The following is an 18,789-nucleotide window of genomic DNA, read 5'->3' on the forward strand; positions in this document are numbered from 1 at the left end:
GAGGCCGTGCCGGGCTCCCCCTGCCAGGAGAGTTCGGCACGCCAATGCCCGGGTGCGGCCGCCCGCCGCTCCCCGCCCGCCGTGCCCCGACGGCCGGCACCGTCACCGGCGGACCGGCGCGTACGGCGCGATCGGGTTGACCAGGTCGCCGACCAGTTGCAGGGCGGCCGACGGGTCGGCCAGGTCCACCATCTGCTGGTTGTCGCGCAGTTGGAGGCGGTTGAGGCAGGAGAGCGGGAACGCCTCGGTGAAGGGGTCGAAGCGCTCGAACTTCTCGGCCAGCTCGGGCACCCGGGCCCGGTAGTCGGCCACCACCTCGGCGACGGTGCGCCAGAAGGCGTCCTCGGGCAGCGTCCCGGCCTCGTCCAGGGTGGCCGCGAGGTAGCGGAAGAAGCAGTCGAAGACGTCAGTGAAGATCGACAGCAGCTTCATGTGGTCGGGGACGTCGGCCCGGATCCGCTGGACGGGCTCGGGCAGCTCCGCCTCCGGGTTCATCACCACGATCTCCTCGGCGATGTCCTTGAAGATCGCCCGCTGCACGGTGCCGGCCTCGTCCAGCACGAGGATGACGTTCTCGCCGTGCGGCATGAAGGCCAGGTCGTGGGCGTAGAAGCTGTGCAGCAGCGGGGTGAGGTAGGCGTCCAGGTAGCGGCGCAGCCACGCCTCGGGAGCGAGCCCGGACCGCTCGACCAGCGCGGCGGCCAGCGAGCCGCCCCAGCGGTCGGTGTGCAGCAGCGAGGCCATGGTGGCGAGGCGCTCGCCCGGGGCGAGCGAGGGCACCGGGCTCTCCCGCCAGAGCGCGGCCAGCATCTTGCGGTACGGGGAGTACCGGTCGGTGGCGGCCTCGAACTGCCGGTGCCGGTAGCCGATCGCCGCGTGCTCGCGGATGATCGTCAGGCCGGTGCCGCGCAGCACCTCGTCCTGCTCGACCAGTCCGGCCAGCCAGTCGTTGATCGCCGGGGTGGCCTCCATGTAGGCGGCGGACAGGCCGCGCATGAAGCCCATGTTGAGCACCGAGATGGCGGTCTTGACGTAGTGCCGGCCCGGGTTGCTCGTGTTGAAGAAGGTGCGGATCGACTGCTGGGCGAGGTACTCGTCGTCGCCCTCGCCGAGCAGCACCAGGCGGCGGGCGGCGAGTTCCCCGGCGAAGGTGACGGAGATCCGGTTCTCCCACTGCCAGGGGTGCACGGGCAGCAGGTGGTAGTCGGCCGGGTCGAGCCCGAGGCCGGTGAGCACCGCCGCGAAGCGGTCCCGCTCGGCCTGGCTCAGCTCCTGGGCGAGGTGGCGCTCGTAGTCGGTGTCGGCGCCGCAGGTGAAGACCGAGTGGGCGCGCTGCGCCGCCAGCCAGACCAGGCGCAGCGGGTGCGCCGCCTCGGGGGCGTAGCGGTGGTACTCCTCGCCGTCGAAGCCGATCCGGCCGTTGTTGGCGACGAAGCCCGGGTGGCCCTCCGTCATCCCGGTCTCGATCGCCTGGAAGCCGGCCCCGGCCAGCTCGGCGGCGGTCGGCTCGTCGCGGTCCAGCTTGTAGGCGGTCCCGGCCAGGGTGGAGGTGATCTCCTCGAGGTAGACCGGCAGGACCTGGTCGGAGAGGCCGAGGGTCGAGCGCAGCTCGATGAAGAAGTCCACCGCGTCGAGGGGCAGTTCGTCCTCCCCGCGGTGGCGGGTGACCGAGTCGGCGGGGATCTGCCAGTGGTCGAGCCGGAGCAGCCGGGCGGTGAAGCGGTACTCGACGGTGCCGTCGTCGGAGCGCACCCGGTAGCGGCCGTCGGCCGTCGGCTCGGGGGTCAGCAGCCGCTCGTGGGCGAACTCCGCGAGCGCCTTGCGGACCAGTCGGCGGTTGGCCTCGGCCCAGGTGTCCGGCCGCAGGTGGTCGACGTGTCGGTCGGTGGTGGTCATGGGCGGGCTCCGGTGGTGGCGGCGAGGAACTGTTCGCGGGTGCAGAAGCTGAGCAGTGCCTCCTTCTCGGGCTTGGTGATCGGGCCGTGGGGGACGAAGCCGACGGCGGCGTTGAGCGCGTGGACGGCCGTGTTGCGCACGTCCGGCTCGACGACGACGCGGCGGGCGGCCGGGTCGGCCAGCACGAAGCCGACCACGGTGGTGATCACGGCCAGCGTGAAGCCGTGCACCGGCTGCTCGGTGGCGGGGCAGAGGAAGTGCATGCCGACGTCGCCGGGGAGCGCGTCGTACAGGCCGACCAGCTCGACCCGGGCCGGGTCGTAGCGCTCCAGCAGGAACGCCGGGCGGCCCTGCCAGAGGCCGATGAAGGCGTCGTGGTCGGGGTGTTCGACGATCTTGCGGTACTCGGCGGTCACCTCGTCCGGGGACAGCCCCTGCATCATCCAGTAGGCGGCCTTGGGGTGGGTGACCCAGGCGTGCAGCAGGGCCGCGTCCTCGTCGAGGTCCAGCGGGCGGACGGCGAACTCCCCGAGCCGCTCGTCGGTGCGGGTGTACCGGAGGTCGGTGGCGGTCATGCGACCAGCCCCTCGGGGGCGCCGAACTCCTGGAAGGCGATGGACTTCTCGATCGGGTAGACCTCGCGGCCGGTCAGCTCGCGGACGATCCACGAGTTGCGGTACGGGCCCATGCCGAGGTCGGGCGAGGTGATGCTGTGGGTGTGGGTGCCGCCGTTCTGGAGGAAGATCCCCCGGCCGGTGGTGTCGATGCTGTAGTTGCGGGCGACGTCGAAGCGCCCGTGCGCGTCGTGCCGGATGCGGTCGAGCACCGGGGTGAGGAAGGCGGGGGCGGTGTACCTGTACCCGGTGGCCAGGACCAGGCCCTCGGTCTCCAGGGTGAAGCCGCGCTGCTGCTCGGCGTGGTGCAGGCCGAGGGTGTAGCGGCCGGTGGCCTCGTCCCAGTCGGCCGTCTCCAGGGCGGTGTGGGTGAACAGCCGGGTGGGCACGGGGCCCGAGACGCTCTTCTGGTACAGCAGGTCGTAGATGCTGTTGATCAGGTCGGCGTCGATGCCCTTGAACAGCCCCTTCTGCTCCGCCTCCAGGCGGTAGCGGGTCTCCTCCGGCAGGGCGTGGAAGTAGTCCACGTACTCGGGGGAGGTCATTTCCAGGGTGAGCTTGGTGTACTCCAGCGGGAAGAACCGGGGCGAGCGGGTCACCCAGTTCAGCTTGTAGCCGTGCACCTCGGTCTCGGCCAGCAGGTCGTAGTAGATCTCGGCCGCACTCTGGCCGCTGCCGACCACGGTGATGCTCCGCTTGCGCTGGAGCGCGGCCTTGGCTTCCAGGTAACCGGAGTTGTGCACCAGGTCGCCGCCCAGGTCCCGGCAGGCCTCGGGCAGGTGCGGCGGGGTGCCGGTGCCGAGCACCAGGTGTCGGGCGCGGTAGCTGGCGGTGCCCTCGGCGGTGGTGGCGGTGACGGTGTAGAGGCCCTCGGCCTCGTCGTACTCGACCAGGGTGACGTGGTGGCCGAAGCGCACCGAGTCCAGCTTCCCGGCGGCCCAGCGGCAGTACGCGTTGTACTCGGCGCGCACCGGGTAGAACTGCTCGCGGATGTAGAAGGGGTAGAGGCGCCCGTTCTCCTTCAGGTAGTTGAGGAAGGAGAACGGCGAGGTGGGGTCGGCCAGTGTCACCAGGTCGGCCATGAAGGGGGTCTGCAGGGTGGCGAAGTCCAGCAGCATCCCGGGGTGCCAGTCGAACTGGCCCTTCTCCTCCAGGAACAGGCCGTCGAGGTCCTCGATCGGCGCGGTCAGACAGGCGAGGCCCAGGTTGTAGGGGCCGAGTCCGATCGCTATGAAGTCATGGGTGGACACGGGCGTCTCCGGTGGCAGGCGGTGGTACGGGAGGGGCGGGGGCGGCGGTTTCAGGCGGCGGCAGGTTCGGCCAGGAGGCCTGCGGCGTGCCCGGCGAGCAGTTCGAGGACGTGCGCGATGTCGTCGAGCGTGGTCTCGGGGTTGAGCAGGGTGAACTTGAGGTAGTGGCGGCCGTCGACCTTGGTGCCCGCGACCACGGCCTCGCCGGAGGCGGCCAGGGCCTCCCGGGCGTGCAGGTTGGCGCGGTCCAGGTGCTCGCCGTCCGGTTCGCCGGCCGGGCGGTAGCGGAAGACGACGGTGGACAGCTGCGACCTGGTGACGACCTCGAAGCGCGGGTCGGTGCTCAGCAGGTCGAACGCGGCGGCGGCCCGGTCGACCACCTCGTCGAAGAGGCTGCCGACGGCGTCCGCGCCCATGATGCGCAGGGTCAGCCAGAGCTTGAGGGCGTCGAAGCGGCGGGTGGTCTGGATCGACTTGTCGACCTGGTTGGGGATGCGCTGCTCGACCATCCGGGCCGGGTTGAGGTAGTCGGCGTGGTAGGTGGCGTGCCGCAGCACCGCACTGTCGCTGACCACCAGGGCGCTCGAACTGACGGGCTGGAAGAAGGACTTGTGGTAGTCGACGGTGACGGAGTCGGCCCGTTCGATGCCGTCGAGCAGGTGCCGTCGGGTCGGGGAGACCAGGAGCCCGCAGCCGTAGGCGGCGTCCACGTGCAGCCAGACCCCGGCCTGCTCGCACAGGTCGGCGATCGCCGGCAGCGGGTCGATGGTGCCGAAGTCGGTGGTCCCGGCGGTGGCCACCACGGCCAGCACCGGCAGGCCCTCGGCGCGGCAGCGCTCCAGCTCGCGGGCGAGGACGGCGGTGTCCATCCGGCGGTCGGCGCCGGTGGGCACGGTGATGACGGCGTCCGGGCTCAGTCCGAGCAGCTTGGCGGACTTCTGGACGCTGAAGTGCCCGGCCTCGGAGGCGAGGACGCGCAGCCGGGGCAGCAGGGCGGTGCGCTCCTCGACGGTGCGGGCGGCGGTGAGCGCCTCCTCGCGGGCCAGCAGCAGGGCCTGGAGGTTGGACTGGCTCCCGCCGCTGGTGAAGACGCCGTCGGCGTCCACTCCGAAGCCGATCCGGCCGGCCGTCCAGTCGATCAGGCGGCGCTCGATCAGGGTGCCGCCGGCGCTCTGGTCCCAGGTGTCCAGCGAGGAGTTGACGGCGGTGAGGACGGCCTCGCCGAGCAGGGCGGGGATCACCACGGGGCAGTTCAGGTGGGCGAGGTAGCGCGGGTGGTGGAAGTACACCGCGTCGCGCAGGTAGACGTCCTCCAGCTCGTCCAGTGCGGCCGCCGGGTCCTCCAGCGGGCGGTCGAGGTCGATGTCCACGATCTCCGGGGCCAGCTGCTGCGGGGTGATCCCGCTGAACGGCCGGTCGGTGCGGGCCATCCGGTCGCTGACCCGCTCCACCCCGGCGGCCAGTGAGTCCCGGTACGAGGCGAGGGTGCGGTCGTTGAAGAGGTGCTGTCGCGCGCGCACCGCGCTGCCGGCCGGCCGGGTCTGGATGGCAGGTCCTTGGAAGCTCATCGATTCAGTCCTCAACTGTCATGCGGGCGCGGCAGATGGCAGGAAAACGGTGAAGAACGGGCAGGAATGGTCAGTTCCGCTCGACTTAGGTAAGCCTATCCTAAGTTTTGGGCAGTGCGAAGGCCCGCCCCCGGCTGCGGGGACGGGCCTTGCGGCGGTGTGGCGGTCGGTCAGGCCGTGGCGGCGGCAAGGGCCTCCGCGCGGAGCTGCTCCTCGGAGGTGCCCCGGCGCCAGTACCCGGAGAACTCCACCCGGGCGCGGTCGACCCCGACCTCCCGGACGAGGTGCCGGCGCAGCGCCCGGACGGTGCCGGCTTCGCCCGCGAGCCACGCGTACGGCGTGCCGCCGGGCAGGTCGGCCGTGCGCAGCGCCTCGGCCAGCGGGCTTCCGCCGCCCCCTGATCGGCGCACCAGCCAGGTGATCCGGAAGTCCGGGTGGCTGGGCAGGGCCTGGATGTCCTGCGGGTGCGGCACCTCGATCCAGGCGCGGACCACGGTGTCGGCCGGCAGGTGGTCCAGGATGCCGCCGAGGGCGGGCAGTGCCGTCTCGTCGGCGGCCAGCAGCACCCAGTCGGTGTCGGCGGGCGGACGGAAGCCGACGCTGCGGTTGTCCGCGAAGGCCGGTCCGAGCAGCACCACCCGGTCGCCCGGCGCGGCCCCGGCGGCCCAGCGCGAGGCCGGTCCGGCGGTGCCGGGCGGGTCGTCCGGGCCGGTGCCGTGCAGGGCGAAGTCCACGTCCACCTCGTCCGGGTTCCGGCGCTGGGCGCGGATCGTGTAGGAGCGCAGCACGGCCCGTTCGTCCTCGGGCAGCGCCTGCCAGGCCCGGTACCAGCCTTCCCCGGTGCGGTCCGGCAGCAGCGGGGCCTCCTGCCCGGGGTGGGGGAGGAAGAGCGAGAAGCTCTGGTCCCGCCCGCCCGAGGCGAGCCCGGCCAGCGGGGGCCCGCCGAAGGTGATCCTGGTCAGCGTCGGGCCGAGCCGCCGGGTGCGCACCACCTGTGCGTCGAAGAAGCGGAACTGGCCGGAGACCAGGCCCGGGTCGTCGGGGGCCGCCCCGACCTCGCCCTCTCGGGTCATCGTGATCAGCTGACCTTCCTGGCGGACTGGAGGGCCTTGGCCAGGCGCTCCAGGAGCGGGGCCGCGCCGGCGTAGGAGAAGCGGGGGACAGAGCTCCACGGCGTGATCTGACCCGCCTTCACGGCGGGCAGCTGGCCCCAGGCGGGCTTGCCGCCGAGGTCCTGGGGCTGCAGGGCGGTGCTGCGGTCGTCGAGCAGGAGCAGGTCGGCCGCGTACTTGCCGGCGTTCTCCCAGCTGAGGCCCTCGTAGTAGCCGCCGGTGTCCAGCTTGTCCGGGACGATGATGTCCACACCGAGCTGGGCGAAGTACATCAGGTCGGTGCTGATCTTGGGGTTGGAGGCGTAGAACAGGTCGGCACTGCCGGAGCAGGCCAGCACCTTGATCCCGCCGGCGGCCTTGGCGGCCTGGCGCACGCTCTCGGCGGCGGCCTCGAACCGGGCCTTGGCGTCGGTGACCTTCTTGGCACCCAGGTCGGCGCCGAGGGACTCCGCGAGCTTGGCGTAGTGCTCGATCGGCTGGGTCATCGGCACCCGGGCCACGGTGATCGCGGCGACGTTCGGGTTGACCTTGAGGATCTTGTCCTTGCTCTCGTCCGGCACGTACCAGTAGGCGCCTGGGTCGTACATGTGAGTGACCAGCAGATCGGGCTGGAGCGCCGCGTACTTCTCGATGTTGAACTCGCCCCAGGCGTTGCCCAGGACCTCGACCTTGTCCACGGCCAGGTCGCCGGCCTGCGGGTCGGCCTTGCCGTCGGCGGTCCTGGTCTCGCCGAAGACGCCGACGATCCGCGCGTCCACCCCGAAGTCGACCAGGGCGGCGGCGGCGCCGGTGAAGGCGACGACGTGCCTGGGGGTGTTCGGGAGGGAGAGGGTCCTGGGCTGGTCGTCGGTGAACGTCCAGGGGCCGTTCTTCCCGGCGGCCCCGGCCGAGCCGGAGGAGGCCGGGGCGTCCTTGGAGCCGCCGCTCCCGCAGGCGGCCAACACGGCGCCGAGCGCGGTTGCGCCACCGGCGGCGAGCATGCCGCGGCGGGTGAACTGACGAGCTGTTCTGGAGTGCGTCACGGTGTCTCTCTCGCGGGTGTTCGGGGGGGAGTCGACGGGCACGGCCGAGCCGGGCCGTACCGGGGCCGGGGGCCATGCGGAAGATAGGTTAACCTAACCTTAGTTGCCGTCCAGGGCGCGGGGGTCGCTCCTCGTCACGACCGCGGCCGCCCCGCCCGCCCGCCGCCGAGCCCGGAGTCGCCGACGTGTCCGACACCAAGTCATCGCCCCAGCCCGGGCGGGTGGTCGACGCCCCGGGCGCCCCGGCCGGGCCCGGTCCCACGGCGCCGGCGGCGTCCGGCACCCGGCGCCGGACCGGCCTGCGGACCGGCGGCCTGCTGGCGGCCGTCCTGCTGCTGACCGCCGTCGCCGCCCTGAGCCTGGCGGTCGGCGCCAAGGAGCTGACCCCCGCCCAGGCCTGGCACGGCCTGCTCGACCCCGGCAGCCCCGAGCACACCGTCGTGCACGGGATGCGCCTGCCGCGCACCCTCCTCGGCCTGCTGGTCGGCGCGGGCCTGGGCCTGGCCGGAGCCGTGATGCAGGCGCTCACCCGCAACCCGCTGGCCGACCCCGGACTGCTCGGCATCAACGCGGGCGCCTCCGCCGCCGTGGTGACGGCCAGTTCGCTGCTGGGCGTGGCCACCTTCGCGGGGTACGTCTGGTTCGCGCTCGCCGGGGCGGCCGCCGTCTCGGTGGCCGTCTACGTCGTCGGCGGAGGCCGGGCCGCCACCCCCGGACGGCTGGCGCTGGCCGGCGCGGCGCTCAACGCCACGCTGTACTCCTACGTCAGCGCCGTGATGCTGCTCGACACCACCTCGATGGACCGGATGCGGTTCTGGACCGTCGGCTCGCTGGCGGACGCCCGCCCGGAGACCGTCCTCAAGGTGCTGCCCTTCGTCGCGGCCGGCCTGCTGCTCGCCCTGCTGACGGCCCGACCGCTCAACGCGCTGGCCCTCGGCGACGAGGCCGCCAAGGCGCTCGGCGCCCGGCCCGCCGCCGTGCGCGCCGCCGCCATCCTCACGGTCACACTGCTCTGCGGCGCCGCCACGGCGGCCTGCGGGCCGATCGTCTTCGTCGGCCTGATGGTGCCGCACCTGGTCCGTGCCCTCACCGGCCCCGACCTGCGCTGGCTCTTCCCGTACAGCGTCGTGCTCGCGCCGGCCCTCTTCCTCGGCGCCGACGTGCTCGGCCGGGTGCTCGGCCGCCCCGGCGAGGTGCAGGTCGGTGTGGTCACCGCCGTCCTCGGCGGCCCGTTCTTCCTCTACTTCGCCCGCCGCGGAAAGGTGGCCCGGGTATGACCACGATCCGCATCCCCCGGCTGGGGTGGTCGCTGCGCTTCCGCTCCCGCGCCCTCGCGGCCGGGATCGGCTGCACGCTGCTCGCGGCGCTGGTCGGCGTGCTGGCGCTGGGCAGCGGCGACTACCCGCTCGGCCCGGGCGAGGTGCTCCGCGCGCTCACCGGCGGCGGCACCCCGGCCCAGGACTTCATCGTCAACGAGCTGCGGCTGCCCCGGGTGGTCACCGCCCTGCTGGTCGGCGCCGCGCTGGCGCTGGCCGGGGCGCTGTTCCAGTCCCTGGTGCGCAACCCGCTCGGCAGCCCGGACGTCCTCGGCTTCACCCAGGGCGCCGCCTGCGGCGCCCTGACCGTGGTGGTGGCCGGCGGCGGCAGCCTCGCGCTGGCCGGGGGAGCGGTGGCCGGCGGCGTGCTCACCGGGGCGGCCGTCTGCGGGCTGGCCTGGCGGGACGGACTCCACGGCGGCCGCCTGGTCCTGGTCGGCATCGGCACCGCCGCCATCCTCACCGGCGTCAACGGCTACCTGCTCACCCAGGCCAAGCTGATGGACGCCGCCCGCGCCGTGCTCTGGCTGACGGGCAGTCTGGACGGCCGGGGCTGGTCCGACGCGATGCCGCTGCTGATCGCGCTCGCGGTGCTCGGCCCGCTCGCCGTGCTCGGCTGCGGCCGCGCCCTGCACCTGCTCGAACTCGGCGACGACACCGCCGCCGGCCTCGGCGTCCGGGTCGAGCCGCTGCGGCTCGCCCTGCTGGCCTCGGCGGTCGTGCTCGCCTCGCTGGCCGCCGGGGCCGCCGGGCCGGTCTCCTTCGTCGCCCTGACGGCCCCCCAGCTCGCCAAGCGGATCACCCGCGCCCCCGGCCCGAACCTCGTCGTCGCCATGCTGACCGGCGCCGCCCTGCTGGCCACCGCCGACTGGGCGGCCCAGCGCCTCTTCACCGGCCACCAGCTGCCGGTCGGCGTGGTGACCGGCGTGCTCGGCGGCGGCTACCTGGTCCGGCTGCTGGCGAGCGAGCGCCGCGCGGGGCGGATATGACCCGCCGCCACCCGGCAGTGCGTACGACGACCCAGCGACACCGAACGGACGGAGAGACCGCGATGACGCCGCAGGCGGCACGACTGGAGGGCCGGGGGCTCACCCTCGCCTACGAGAAGCGGACCATCGCGGAGAACCTCTCGGTCGCCGTCCCGGACCGCTCCTTCACCGTGATCATCGGCCCCAACGCCTGCGGCAAGTCCACCCTGCTGCGGGCGCTGGCCCGCACCCTGCGCCCCACCTCCGGTCAGGTGCTGCTGGACGGCGCCGACATCGCCCGCCTGCCCGCCAAGCACGTCGCCCGCACCCTCGGCCTGCTGCCGCAGTCCTCCGTCGCCCCCGACGGCATCACCGTCGGCGAACTGGTCTCGCGCGGCCGGTACCCGCACCAGGGCCTCCTGCGCCAGTGGTCCGAGCAGGACGAGCGGGTGGTCCAGGAGTCGATGGCGGCCACCGGCGTCGGCGAACTCGCCGAACGGATGGTGGACGAGCTCTCCGGCGGCCAGCGCCAGCGGGTCTGGATCGCGATGGCACTCGCCCAGGAGACCCCGCTGCTCCTGCTCGACGAACCCACCACCTACCTCGACATCGCCCACCAGGTCGAACTCCTCGACCTGTGCGCCCGGTTGCACGAGGACCAGGGCCGCACCCTGGTCGCCGTGCTGCACGACCTCAACCAGGCCGCCCGCTACGCCACCCACCTGATCGCCATGCGGGACGGCGCCGTGCTCGCCGCCGGGCCGCCGCAGGAGGTGGTCACCGCCGAACTGGTCGAGCAGGTCTTCCGCCTGCCCTGCCGGATCGTCGAGGACCCGGAGAGCGGCACCCCGCTGGTCGTCCCGCTGGCCCGCCGCCGCACCCCGGCCCGGGCGGTGGGCGCCAAGTGACCGCCCGGGTCCACCGCGACGCCCACGGCATCCCGCACCTGCGGGCCGCCGACCCGCTCGCCCTGGTGCGCGCCCAGGGCCGCAACGCCGCCACCGACCGCGCCTGGCAGCTCGAGGTCGAGCGCCACCGCGCCCAGGGCAGCTCGGCCGCCTTCCTCGGCCCGGACCACCTCGACTGGGACGTCTTCGCCCGGCGGGCCCGGCTCGCCGACACCGCCCGCCGCTGCTTCGCCGCCCTGGACGAGCCGACCGCCGCCTGGGTGCGCGCGTACGTCGCCGGGGTCAACGAGGGGCTGCGGGAGAGCGCCCGCCGGGCCCCGGAGTTCGCCGCCGCCGGGCTCGCCCCCGGCCGGTGGGAGGAGTGGACGCCCCTGGCGCTCTGGCTCTCCCACCACATCCTGTTCGCCGGCTTCCCCGGCAAGCTCTGGCGGGACAGGGTCGCCCGGGTGCTCGGCGAGGACGCGGTGCACCTGTTCGCGACCGACGGCCTGCCCGCCTCCGGCAGCAACGGCTGGCTGGTGGCCCCCGAGCGCACCGCGGCGGGCGCCGCCCTGATCGCGGGCGACCCGCACCGCTTCATCGAGACCCCCGGCGTCTACCAGCAGATCAGGCTCGCCTGCCCCGAGTACGACGTGGTCGGCCTGGCCGTGCCCGGCGTGCCCGGCATCGCGCACTTCGGCCACACCGGTGAGGTCGCCTGGGCCATCACCAACTCCATGGCCGACTACCAGGACCTCTACCACGAGCGGCTGCGCCGCACCCCGGCCGGCGTCGAGGCGCGCGGCCCGGACGGCTGGCACCCGGCCGAGGCGCACACCGAGACCGTCGAGGTCGCCGGGGCCGAGCCCGTCGCCGTCGAGGTGGTGGAGACCGAACGCGGCCCGGTGATCGCCGGGGGCCCGGACGGCGACGGCCGGGCGGTCAGCCTCCGGTACCCGCCCCGGGTCACCGCACGGCTGGGCTTCGAGGTGCTGCCCGCGCTGCTGCGCGCCCGTACGGTGGGCGACCTCGACCGGGCCCTGGACGGCTGGGCCGAGCCGGTCAACGTCGTCCTCGCGGCCGACACCGCCGGCGGCCTGCTGCACCGGGTGGCCGGGGCCGTCCCGGCGCGCGACCCCCGCAACCTGGTCCGGCCGGTACCCGCCTGGGAGCCCGGCCACGAGTGGCACGGCTGGCAGCCGCTGCCCCGGGCCGAGGTGCGCGGCGCCGCCGTCATGGCCAACGAACGCGGCCTGGCCGGGCCGCTGGGCATCGAGTTCTGCGCCCCGTACCGGGCGGAGCGGATCGCCGAGCTGCTCGCCGACGGCACCGGCTGGACCACCGAGCGGATGGCGGCCGTCCACACCGACACCCACCTGGCCTCCGCCGCGCCCCTGCTCGACCTGCTCGCGACGCTGCCCGACCTCGGCCCCGAGGCGGCCGCGCTGCGCACCGAACTCCTGGCCTGGGACCGGAGGATGGACGCCGACTCGGTCACCGCCGCCCGCTACGCCGAGCTGCGCTCGGCCGTGGTGCGCCGTTACGCGGCCACCCCGGAGCTGGCCGGGCTCGCCGCGCCGGACGGCCTGCCGCCGGTCTTCGCCCCCTGGCTGTCGGCCACGGCCAGGATCGGCTTCGCCCTGCCACACGTGCTCGGCACCGGACTGCTGCCGGGCATCGACCCGGCCGCCCTGGTGCGCGCCGCCGTCGAGGAACTGGCCGCCGCCGGGCCGACCGGCGAGACCTGGGGCGAGCGGCACCGGCTCCACGCCTGGTCCGCCCTGCCCGCCGAGGAGGCGCGGCCGGGCCCGGCGCTCGCCGGCGACCACGACTGCGTGCTCGCCACCTCCTGCGTCCCCGGGATCACCGACCTCAGCGCCCGGGCCTCGGCCGCCCGCCTGGTCTGGGACCTCGCCGACCGCGAGCGCAGCGCCTGGATCGTGCCGCACGGCGCCCACGGCGACCCGGGCCACCCCCACCACCGGGACCAGCACCCGCTCTGGCTGAGCGGCGCGCTGACCCCGGTGGTCACCGACTGGACCAGACTCACCGAGGAGAACAGTGGCCACTGACCGGACAGACCGGACCGCGACCGACCGCCCCGCCGTCGACCACCGCTCGCCGGACGGCGCCCGGTTCGAGCGAACCGTCCCCGGCTTCGGCACGGTGACCATCCGCCCGCTGGACCCGGCGGCCGACGCCGAGGTGGTGCACGCCTGGGTCGACGACGAGCGCGCCCGCTTCTGGGGCATGGTCGGCAGGACCCGCGAGCAGGTCCGGGAGACCTACGAGTTCGTCGACTCCCTCGAGACCCACCACGCCTACCTGGTCCGGCACGACGGTGCGCCCGCCGCGCTCTTCCAGACCTACCTGCCCGAGCACGACCCGCTCGGCGAGCACTACCCCGTCCAGGACGGCGACCTCGGCGTGCACCTGCTCGTCGCCCCCGCCGACGCCCCCCGGCGCGGCTACACCCACCACCTGATCGCGGTCCTCATCGCCTTCCTCTTCGCCGACCCCTACGTGCGCCGGATCGTCGCCGAGCCGGACGTCCGCAACGAGAAGTCGGTCGCCCGCCTGCTGCGCAGCGGCTTCGAGCCCGGCCCCCAGCTCGATCTCGCCGAGAAGCGCGCCCAACTGGTCCTGCTCACCCGCGACCGCGCCGAGGCCCTCGCTGCCGCAGACCGCCGCGTCGTCGCAGGCGACGACGGCGACCTCGTGGCCGTCCCCGACGGCCTCGCCGCGGGCAGGCTCGTCCAGAACTGACCCCACGACGCGCAGCCCGGCCGGCGCCACACCAACCGGCCGGGCCGCACGCCGCCCCCCCCGGAGGAGCGGCAGCACCTCGGGAATCAGCAGCCGCAGCAGGGACCGGCCGGGTGCCCGAGCCCGAGGCGGTGACCCGCCCGATCCCCTGGAGGGTGCCGTCGACCGGGGCGGCAGTGGCTCCTGCCGTTCGTTCGGCCTGCCCGGGACCGGACCGGCTCCTCGCCGACCACCCGTCAGAACTGCTTGAACCAGTCCCCGATCAGGCGCAGGGCCTTCCGCCGGACCTTGGCGGTGTCGCGCCACTCCTTCTCCGCCTCGACGCTGGCACGCGTGCAGGCGAACTTCCTGTCGGTGGTGGTGCGGACGATTTCGATCCGGTGGGTGTTACCGATCAGGGAGTTCAGGTGGTATGGCCCGACACCGAGGTAGGCCGCTGCCTCTTCCTGCGTCATCCACGGGCCGTCGGGCGGCAGCGCGTCGTACCGGAAGGGTATCTGCGGGAGGCGGTCCGTCCGGGTCTTCACCAGGGCATTATCGTCGGCCACCAACCGAAGGTTCGCCCCAGCACTACCCGCTGCAACGCGCCGCCGGCCGCAGCCCGCTCCCGCCCAACTCCGCCTGCCGCCGGGGCTCCGACGACTGCCGTCCCTGACGCGCGGCCCTCACCGTCCGGCTCCGCACATGATCGACCGGGCACGTCCTGCCCAGGCAGCGGCGAACACGTTTCCGCAGGTCGGCAAGGAGCCGACCTGCGGAAACGATGAGGGATCGACCTGCGTCCCCGCAGGTCGGAGCGGCTCTACAGGTCGTAGTACAGCTCGAACTCGTGCGGGTGCGGCCGGAGGGCGATCGGGGCGATCTCGTTGTTGCGCTTGAAGTCGATCCAGGTCTCGATCAGGTCCGGGGTGAAGACGTTGCCGGCGAGGAGGTACTCGTGGTCGGCCTCGAGGGCCTCCAGGACGGCGGGGAGGGAGGAGGGCACCTGCGGGACGTTGGCGTGCTCCTCGGGGGCGAGCTCGTAGAGGTCCTTGTCGACCGGCTCCAGCGGCTCGATCTTGTTGCGGATGCCGTCCAGGCCGGCCATCAGCATGGCCGAGAAGGCCAGGTAGGGGTTGGAGGACGGGTCCGGCGCGCGGAACTCGATGCGCTTGGCCTTGGCGTTGGAGCCGGTGATCGGGATGCGGATCGCGGCCGAGCGGTTGCGCTGCGAGTACACCAGGTTGACCGGCGCCTCGAAGCCCGGCACCAGGCGGTGGTAGGAGTTCACCGACGGGTTGGTGAAGGCCAGCAGCGAGGGGGCGTGCCGGAGGAGGCCGCCGATGTAGTAGCGGGCGGTGTCGGACAGGCCCGCGTAGCCCTGCTCGTCGTAGAAGAGCGGCGAGCCGTCGCTCCACAGCGACTGGTGGACGTGCATCCCCGAGCCGTTGTCGCCGAAGATCGGCTTGGGCATGAAGGTGGCCGTCTTGCCGTTGCGCCAGGCGACGTTCTTGATGATGTACTTGAACAGCATCAGGTCGTCGGCCGCGTGCAGCAGGGTGTTGAACTTGTAGTTGATCTCCGCCTGGCCGGCCGTGCCGACCTCGTGGTGCTGGCGCTCGACCTCGAGGCCGGCCTTGGCCAGCTCCAGGGACATCTCGGCGCGCAGGTCGGCGAAGTGGTCCACCGGCGGGACGGGGAAGTAGCCGCCCTTGTACTTGACCTTGTAGCCGCGCACGTCGCCCTCGGCGGCGCCGCTGTTCCAGGCGCCGGCCTCCGAGTCGATGTGGTAGAAGGACGCGTTCGCGCTGGTCTCGAAGCGGACCGAGTCGAAGACGTAGAACTCCGCCTCGGGCCCGAAGAAGGCGGTGTCGGCGATGCCGGAGGAGGCGAGGTAGGCCTCGGCCTTCTTGGCGACGTTGCGGGGGTCGCGGCTGTAGGCCTCGCCGGTGACCGGGTCCTGGATGAAGAAGTTGATGTTGAGGTGCTTCTCGGCCCGGAAGGGGTCGAGGCGGGCCGTGGCGAGGTCCGGCACGAGGGCCATGTCGGACTCGTGGATGGCCTGGAAGCCGCGGATCGACGAACCGTCGAACATCAGGGTCTCGGACGGGTCGAAGGTCGCCGCAGGTACGGAGAAGTGCTGCAGTACGCCCGGCAGGTCGCAGAACCGGACGTCGACGAACTTCACGTCGTTGTCCTGGATGAACTGCTTCACTTCGGCGGCGCTGTTGAACATCCATCCTCCTCGGCGTAGCGAATGGGGCTCACCCTAGGAATGGGTCGTTTCCGGCCGGTGACCCGCTCGTTTCCTCGATGTTAACCGCGTCCGCCGAGTGGGCGGCAAAGGTGTACGGGCCGGGGCAAATCGCCCCGCCGACCTGGGGGGTCGTCGGGCAGTGGTCTGGACCACTTGGTAAGCCCGGAGATCGCGATTCACCCGGTAGGGGACGGGCCCGGCACCACGCCCCGCCCGGAGGGGAGCCGGTGGGGGTGTCCGGGGTGAGCCCGGTTAGTGTGGATTCGTGGACACCAGAGAAGCGTTGGGATCGTGGATCGACGGCCCGAAGGCGGCCGCCGAGAAGATGGGCGCCGACTTCGGCTACCGCGGCGAGCGCCTCGGGCTGCCGCAGGAGGGCCCCGGCTCGATCGCCGGCCCGGGCCGACGGATCGGCTCCCTGTTCGTGGACGGCTGGCTGGTCTCGCTGATCTCCTACGGCCTGATCGCCAAGGGGGACCAGGCCGAGGCCAACCTGTGGACCCTCCCGCTCTACTTCGTGGTCGCCGCCGTCCTGCTCGCCACGACCGGCACGACCGTCGGCAAGCGGCTGTTCGGCCTGCGGGTGGTCCGCCTGGACGGCCGCCGGGCGACCATCCCGCAGATCCTGCTGCGCACCGTCCTGCTCTGCCTGGTGGTGCCGGCGCTGGTCTGGGACCGCGACACCCGCGGCCTGCACGACAAGGCGGTCGGCACGGTCGAGGTCCGGATCTGACCTGACGCCGCCGCGCGCCGCCCTCGATCGCTGCGCGCCGGACCCGTCACCGCGCACCGGACCCCCGGCACCGCGCACCGCCCCCGTCGACGGCACCGCCCCCCGGCCACCCCCGAGGGCTGAACGCCGAACGGCCCCGCTGAGGACATCAGCGGGGCCGTTCTCGTGCGGTTGGGGGACGGTCAGCGGACCTGGCCGCCCTTGGGCATCCGTGCACCCTTGGGCATCGGGCCCTTGGGGATCGGCGCCTTGGAGAGCAGGTCGCCCAGCGCGCGCAGGCGGTCGTTGGTCTCGGTGACCTGGGCGGGGGTGATGGCGCGGGGCAGGCGCATCAGGTGGATCTGCAGCTTCTTCAGCGGGACCTCGTCCGCGCCGTTGCCCACCACGATGTCGTGCACCGGCACGTCGCCGACGACCCGGGCCATCTTCTTCTTCTCGGAGGCCAGCAGCTGGCGCACCCGGTTCGGGTTGCCCTCGCCGATCAGCGCGATGCCGGCCCGGCCCACGGCGCGGTAGACCGCGTCCTGGTTGCGGGTGACCGCGACCGGGGTGGAGCTGGAGCTCCAGCCGCGCCGGATGTTGTTCAGCACCGCCGCCACCGCACCCGGCTGCCCCTCCATCTGACCGAACGCGGCGCGCTCGGCCCGGCGCCCGAAGACGATCGCCATGGCCAGGACGGCCACGATGAAGCCCAGGATGCCCAGGTAGATGGGGTGGTCGATCGCGAAGCCGATGGCGAGGAACACGCCGAAGGTCAGCAGGCCGACGCCGGCGATGATCAGGCCGATCTTGGTGTCGACCTTCTTGGTCATGGTGTACGCCAGGCGGATCTGCTTCAGTCGCCCGGGGTTCTCGGATGTTTCCCTCGCCATAACGCTCATGGTACGTGGCACGGGTACGGGATATCCAAGCCCGGGTACCCGTTCGCCCGAACCGTGACCCGTGTGGCCGTACGCCGTCGCGCACAGCGACGCCGCAGGCTCACTGCCGTACGGAGCGTGCCCCCGCGGTGCCCGTCGGCGCGGCCGCCGGGGTGTCGTGCCGGCGGTCCGCCGCGTACCGGCGGTTCTCGCACACCGCCGCCCAGGCGTTCAGCCGGGCGTGCCGTTGGCCGGGTGCCAGCAGGACGCTCTCGGCGAACCGCAGCGCCACCCCCACCGACCGGATCCGCATCCGCATGCCGAACAGCTCCTCACGTGGGCTGAGAAGAATCGAACGCCTGCCAGGCGTCCATCGTCCCCACCCCGTGTTACCAGCCCGTGACCGGGCAGTCAAAGCGTGGTGAAAGCCGGAAGGGCGGAGCCGCGGCTCCGCCCTTCGAATGGCCCAGTGGCCGGAAATCGACCCACCGCCGACCGCTGAACCGGCCGGCGACAAACTGGCCGGCGACCGGCCGGCGACAAACCGGCCGGTGACGAACCGGTCGACGACCGACCGACCGGCAACCGGTCGGCGACGTCAGACCGCGGCCTGCTCGCGCCGCTCCAGCGCCTGCCGGTACAGCCGGCCGGCCCGGTACGACGAACGCACCAGCGGGCCGGACATGACACCGGCGAAGCCCAGCTCCTCGGCCTCCTCCTGGAGCTCGACGAACTCCTGGGGCTTCACCCAGCGCTCCACCGGGTGGTGGCGCAGCGAGGGGCGCAGGTACTGGGTGATGGTGATCAGCTCGCAGCCGGCCCCGACCAGGTCGGCCAGCGCCCGGCTGACCTCCTCGCGGGTCTCGCCCATGCCCAGGATCAGGTTGGACTTGGTCACCAGCCCGGCCGCGCGAGCCTGGGTGATGACGTCCAGCGAGCGCTCGTACCGGAACGCGGGGCGGATCCGCTTGAAGATGCGCGGCACCGTCTCGACGTTGTGCGCGAGCACCTCGGGACGCGAGGAGAACACCTCGGCGAGCTGTTCGGGCACCGCGTTGAAGTCGGGGATGAGCAGCTCGACACCGGTGCGGCCGCCCGCCCGGTCGGCGGTCATCGCGTGCACCTGGCGCACGGTCTCGGCGTACAGCCAGGCGCCGCCGTCCTCCAGGTCGTCGCGGGCGACGCCGGTGATGGTGGCGTAGTTGAGGTCCATCGTGACGATGGACTCGGCGACCCGGCGCGGCTCGTCGCGGTCGAACTCGGCGGGCTTGCCGGTGTCGATCTGGCAGAAGTCGCAGCGGCGGGTGCACTGGTCACCGCCGATGAGGAAGGTCGCCTCGCGGTCCTCCCAGCACTCGAAGATGTTGGGGCAGCCGGCCTCCTGGCAGACCGTGTGCAGCCCCTCCTTCTTCACCAGCGAGTGGAGGGCGTTGTACTCCGGGCCCATCTTCGCGCGGGTCTTGATCCACTCGGGCTTCCGCTCGATGGGGGTCTCGCTGTTGCGGACCTCCAGGCGGAGGAGCTTCCTGCCGTCGGGCGCGACAGCGGACACGTGCGACTC

At 73.0% G+C, this 18,789-nt stretch carries 17 protein-coding genes; 6 read left to right on the plus strand and 11 right to left on the minus strand.

From position 1 onward, the window contains the following. Nucleotides 1–102: 102 nt before the first annotated feature. The 6 genes from ABT247_RS06530 to ABT247_RS06555 form a co-directional block, all read right to left on the minus strand. Nucleotides 103–1,896: an IucA/IucC family protein gene (locus ABT247_RS06530; protein WP_350738900.1), complete on the minus strand. Its 1,794-nt coding sequence runs from the start codon at nt 1,894–1,896 to the stop codon at nt 103–105. Continuing rightward, nucleotides 1,893–2,471: a GNAT family N-acetyltransferase gene (locus ABT247_RS06535; RefSeq protein WP_350738902.1), complete on the minus strand. Its 579-nt coding sequence runs from the start codon at nt 2,469–2,471 to the stop codon at nt 1,893–1,895. The genes ABT247_RS06530 and ABT247_RS06535 overlap by 4 nt, the downstream gene beginning before the upstream one ends. Next, nucleotides 2,468–3,760, minus strand: a complete 1,293-nt coding sequence (locus tag ABT247_RS06540; RefSeq protein WP_350738905.1) for a lysine N(6)-hydroxylase/L-ornithine N(5)-oxygenase family protein — start codon at nt 3,758–3,760, stop codon at nt 2,468–2,470. The genes ABT247_RS06535 and ABT247_RS06540 overlap by 4 nt, the downstream gene beginning before the upstream one ends. A 50-nt stretch (nt 3,761–3,810) precedes the next feature. Then, entirely contained in the window at nt 3,811–5,328 is a 1,518-nt protein-coding gene (locus ABT247_RS06545) for a pyridoxal phosphate-dependent decarboxylase family protein (RefSeq protein ID WP_350738908.1), read from the minus strand. Between the two features lie 170 nt (nt 5,329–5,498). After that, nucleotides 5,499–6,401, minus strand: coding sequence for a siderophore-interacting protein (locus tag ABT247_RS06550; protein WP_350738911.1), 903 nt, complete (start codon nt 6,399–6,401; stop codon nt 5,499–5,501). Nucleotides 6,402–6,406: 5 nt separating this feature from the next. Next, entirely contained in the window at nt 6,407–7,462 is a 1,056-nt protein-coding gene (locus ABT247_RS06555) for an ABC transporter substrate-binding protein (RefSeq protein ID WP_350738914.1), read from the minus strand. A 221-nt stretch (nt 7,463–7,683) separates the two neighbouring features. Here ABT247_RS06555 and ABT247_RS06560 point away from each other — a divergent pair, with 221 nt between their 5' ends. The 5 genes from ABT247_RS06560 to ABT247_RS06580 all read left to right on the plus strand — a co-directional run bounded on the left by ABT247_RS06560 (nt 7,684) and on the right by ABT247_RS06580 (nt 13,399). After that, the gene (locus tag ABT247_RS06560; protein WP_392897054.1) at nt 7,684–8,739 is read left to right on the plus strand and encodes a FecCD family ABC transporter permease; all 1,056 of its coding nucleotides are present in this window, start codon (nt 7,684–7,686) and stop codon (nt 8,737–8,739) included. Beyond that, nucleotides 8,736–9,767 carry a FecCD family ABC transporter permease gene (locus ABT247_RS06565; RefSeq protein ID WP_350738917.1) on the plus strand — a complete coding sequence of 344 codons (1,032 nt, stop codon included), beginning with the start codon at nt 8,736–8,738 and terminating at the stop codon, nt 9,765–9,767. Before ABT247_RS06560 ends, ABT247_RS06565 begins: the two co-directional genes overlap by 4 nt. A gap of 62 nt (nt 9,768–9,829) precedes the next feature. Then, complete coding sequence (locus ABT247_RS06570; protein ID WP_350738919.1) at nt 9,830–10,654, plus strand: ABC transporter ATP-binding protein; 825 nt, start codon at nt 9,830–9,832, stop codon at nt 10,652–10,654. Continuing rightward, complete coding sequence (locus ABT247_RS06575; protein WP_350738922.1) at nt 10,651–12,705, plus strand: penicillin acylase family protein; 2,055 nt, start codon at nt 10,651–10,653, stop codon at nt 12,703–12,705. Before ABT247_RS06570 ends, ABT247_RS06575 begins: the two co-directional genes overlap by 4 nt. Continuing rightward, nucleotides 12,695–13,399, plus strand: a complete 705-nt coding sequence (locus ABT247_RS06580; protein WP_350738925.1) for a GNAT family N-acetyltransferase — start codon at nt 12,695–12,697, stop codon at nt 13,397–13,399. Before ABT247_RS06575 ends, ABT247_RS06580 begins: the two co-directional genes overlap by 11 nt. Nucleotides 13,400–13,635: 236 nt before the next feature. Here ABT247_RS06580 and ABT247_RS06585 read toward each other — a convergent pair whose 3' ends face one another. Further along, nucleotides 13,636–13,926 carry a hypothetical protein gene (locus ABT247_RS06585; RefSeq protein ID WP_350738928.1) on the minus strand — a complete coding sequence of 97 codons (291 nt, stop codon included), beginning with the start codon at nt 13,924–13,926 and terminating at the stop codon, nt 13,636–13,638. Between the two features lie 275 nt (nt 13,927–14,201). Next, complete coding sequence (glnA, locus tag ABT247_RS06590; RefSeq protein WP_350738931.1) at nt 14,202–15,614, minus strand: type I glutamate--ammonia ligase; 1,413 nt, start codon at nt 15,612–15,614, stop codon at nt 14,202–14,204. Nucleotides 15,615–15,900: 286 nt separating this feature from the next. On the opposite strand from glnA, the gene ABT247_RS06595 reads away from it, so the two are divergent. After that, nucleotides 15,901–16,368: an RDD family protein gene (locus ABT247_RS06595; protein WP_350738934.1), complete on the plus strand. Its 468-nt coding sequence runs from the start codon at nt 15,901–15,903 to the stop codon at nt 16,366–16,368. Between the two features lie 182 nt (nt 16,369–16,550). Here the strand turns inward: ABT247_RS06595 and ABT247_RS06600 are convergent, their stop codons facing one another. From ABT247_RS06600 to ABT247_RS06610, 3 genes are all read right to left on the minus strand, one after another. Then, nucleotides 16,551–17,249, minus strand: a complete 699-nt coding sequence (locus tag ABT247_RS06600; RefSeq protein ID WP_392897055.1) for a DUF4191 domain-containing protein — start codon at nt 17,247–17,249, stop codon at nt 16,551–16,553. A 100-nt stretch (nt 17,250–17,349) separates the two neighbouring features. Next, nucleotides 17,350–17,547: a hypothetical protein gene (locus ABT247_RS06605; RefSeq protein ID WP_350738939.1), complete on the minus strand. Its 198-nt coding sequence runs from the start codon at nt 17,545–17,547 to the stop codon at nt 17,350–17,352. A 279-nt stretch (nt 17,548–17,826) separates the two neighbouring features. Beyond that, nucleotides 17,827–18,780, minus strand: coding sequence for a lipoyl synthase (locus tag ABT247_RS06610; RefSeq protein WP_350738942.1), 954 nt, complete (start codon nt 18,778–18,780; stop codon nt 17,827–17,829). Between the last annotated feature and the right edge of the window lie 9 nt (nt 18,781–18,789).

This window comes from Kitasatospora sp. NPDC001539 (assembly GCF_040298565.1).
Lineage (GTDB): Bacteria > Actinomycetota > Actinomycetes > Streptomycetales > Streptomycetaceae > Kitasatospora.

Coding starts and splice junctions, on each gene's coding strand:
- ABT247_RS06530 (WP_350738900.1), bottom strand. CDS start 1,896: ATGACCACCACCGACCGACACGTCGACCACCTGCGGCCGGACACCTGG.
- ABT247_RS06535 (WP_350738902.1), bottom strand. CDS start 2,471: ATGACCGCCACCGACCTCCGGTACACCCGCACCGACGAGCGGCTCGGG.
- ABT247_RS06545 (WP_350738908.1), bottom strand. CDS start 5,328: ATGAGCTTCCAAGGACCTGCCATCCAGACCCGGCCGGCCGGCAGCGCG.
- ABT247_RS06550 (WP_350738911.1), bottom strand. CDS start 6,401: ATGACCCGAGAGGGCGAGGTCGGGGCGGCCCCCGACGACCCGGGCCTG.
- ABT247_RS06565 (WP_350738917.1), top strand. CDS start 8,736: ATGACCACGATCCGCATCCCCCGGCTGGGGTGGTCGCTGCGCTTCCGC.
- ABT247_RS06570 (WP_350738919.1), top strand. CDS start 9,830: ATGACGCCGCAGGCGGCACGACTGGAGGGCCGGGGGCTCACCCTCGCC.
- glnA (WP_350738931.1), bottom strand. CDS start 15,614: ATGTTCAACAGCGCCGCCGAAGTGAAGCAGTTCATCCAGGACAACGAC.
- ABT247_RS06600 (WP_392897055.1), bottom strand. CDS start 17,249: ATGAGCGTTATGGCGAGGGAAACATCCGAGAACCCCGGGCGACTGAAG.
- ABT247_RS06605 (WP_350738939.1), bottom strand. CDS start 17,547: ATGCGGATGCGGATCCGGTCGGTGGGGGTGGCGCTGCGGTTCGCCGAG.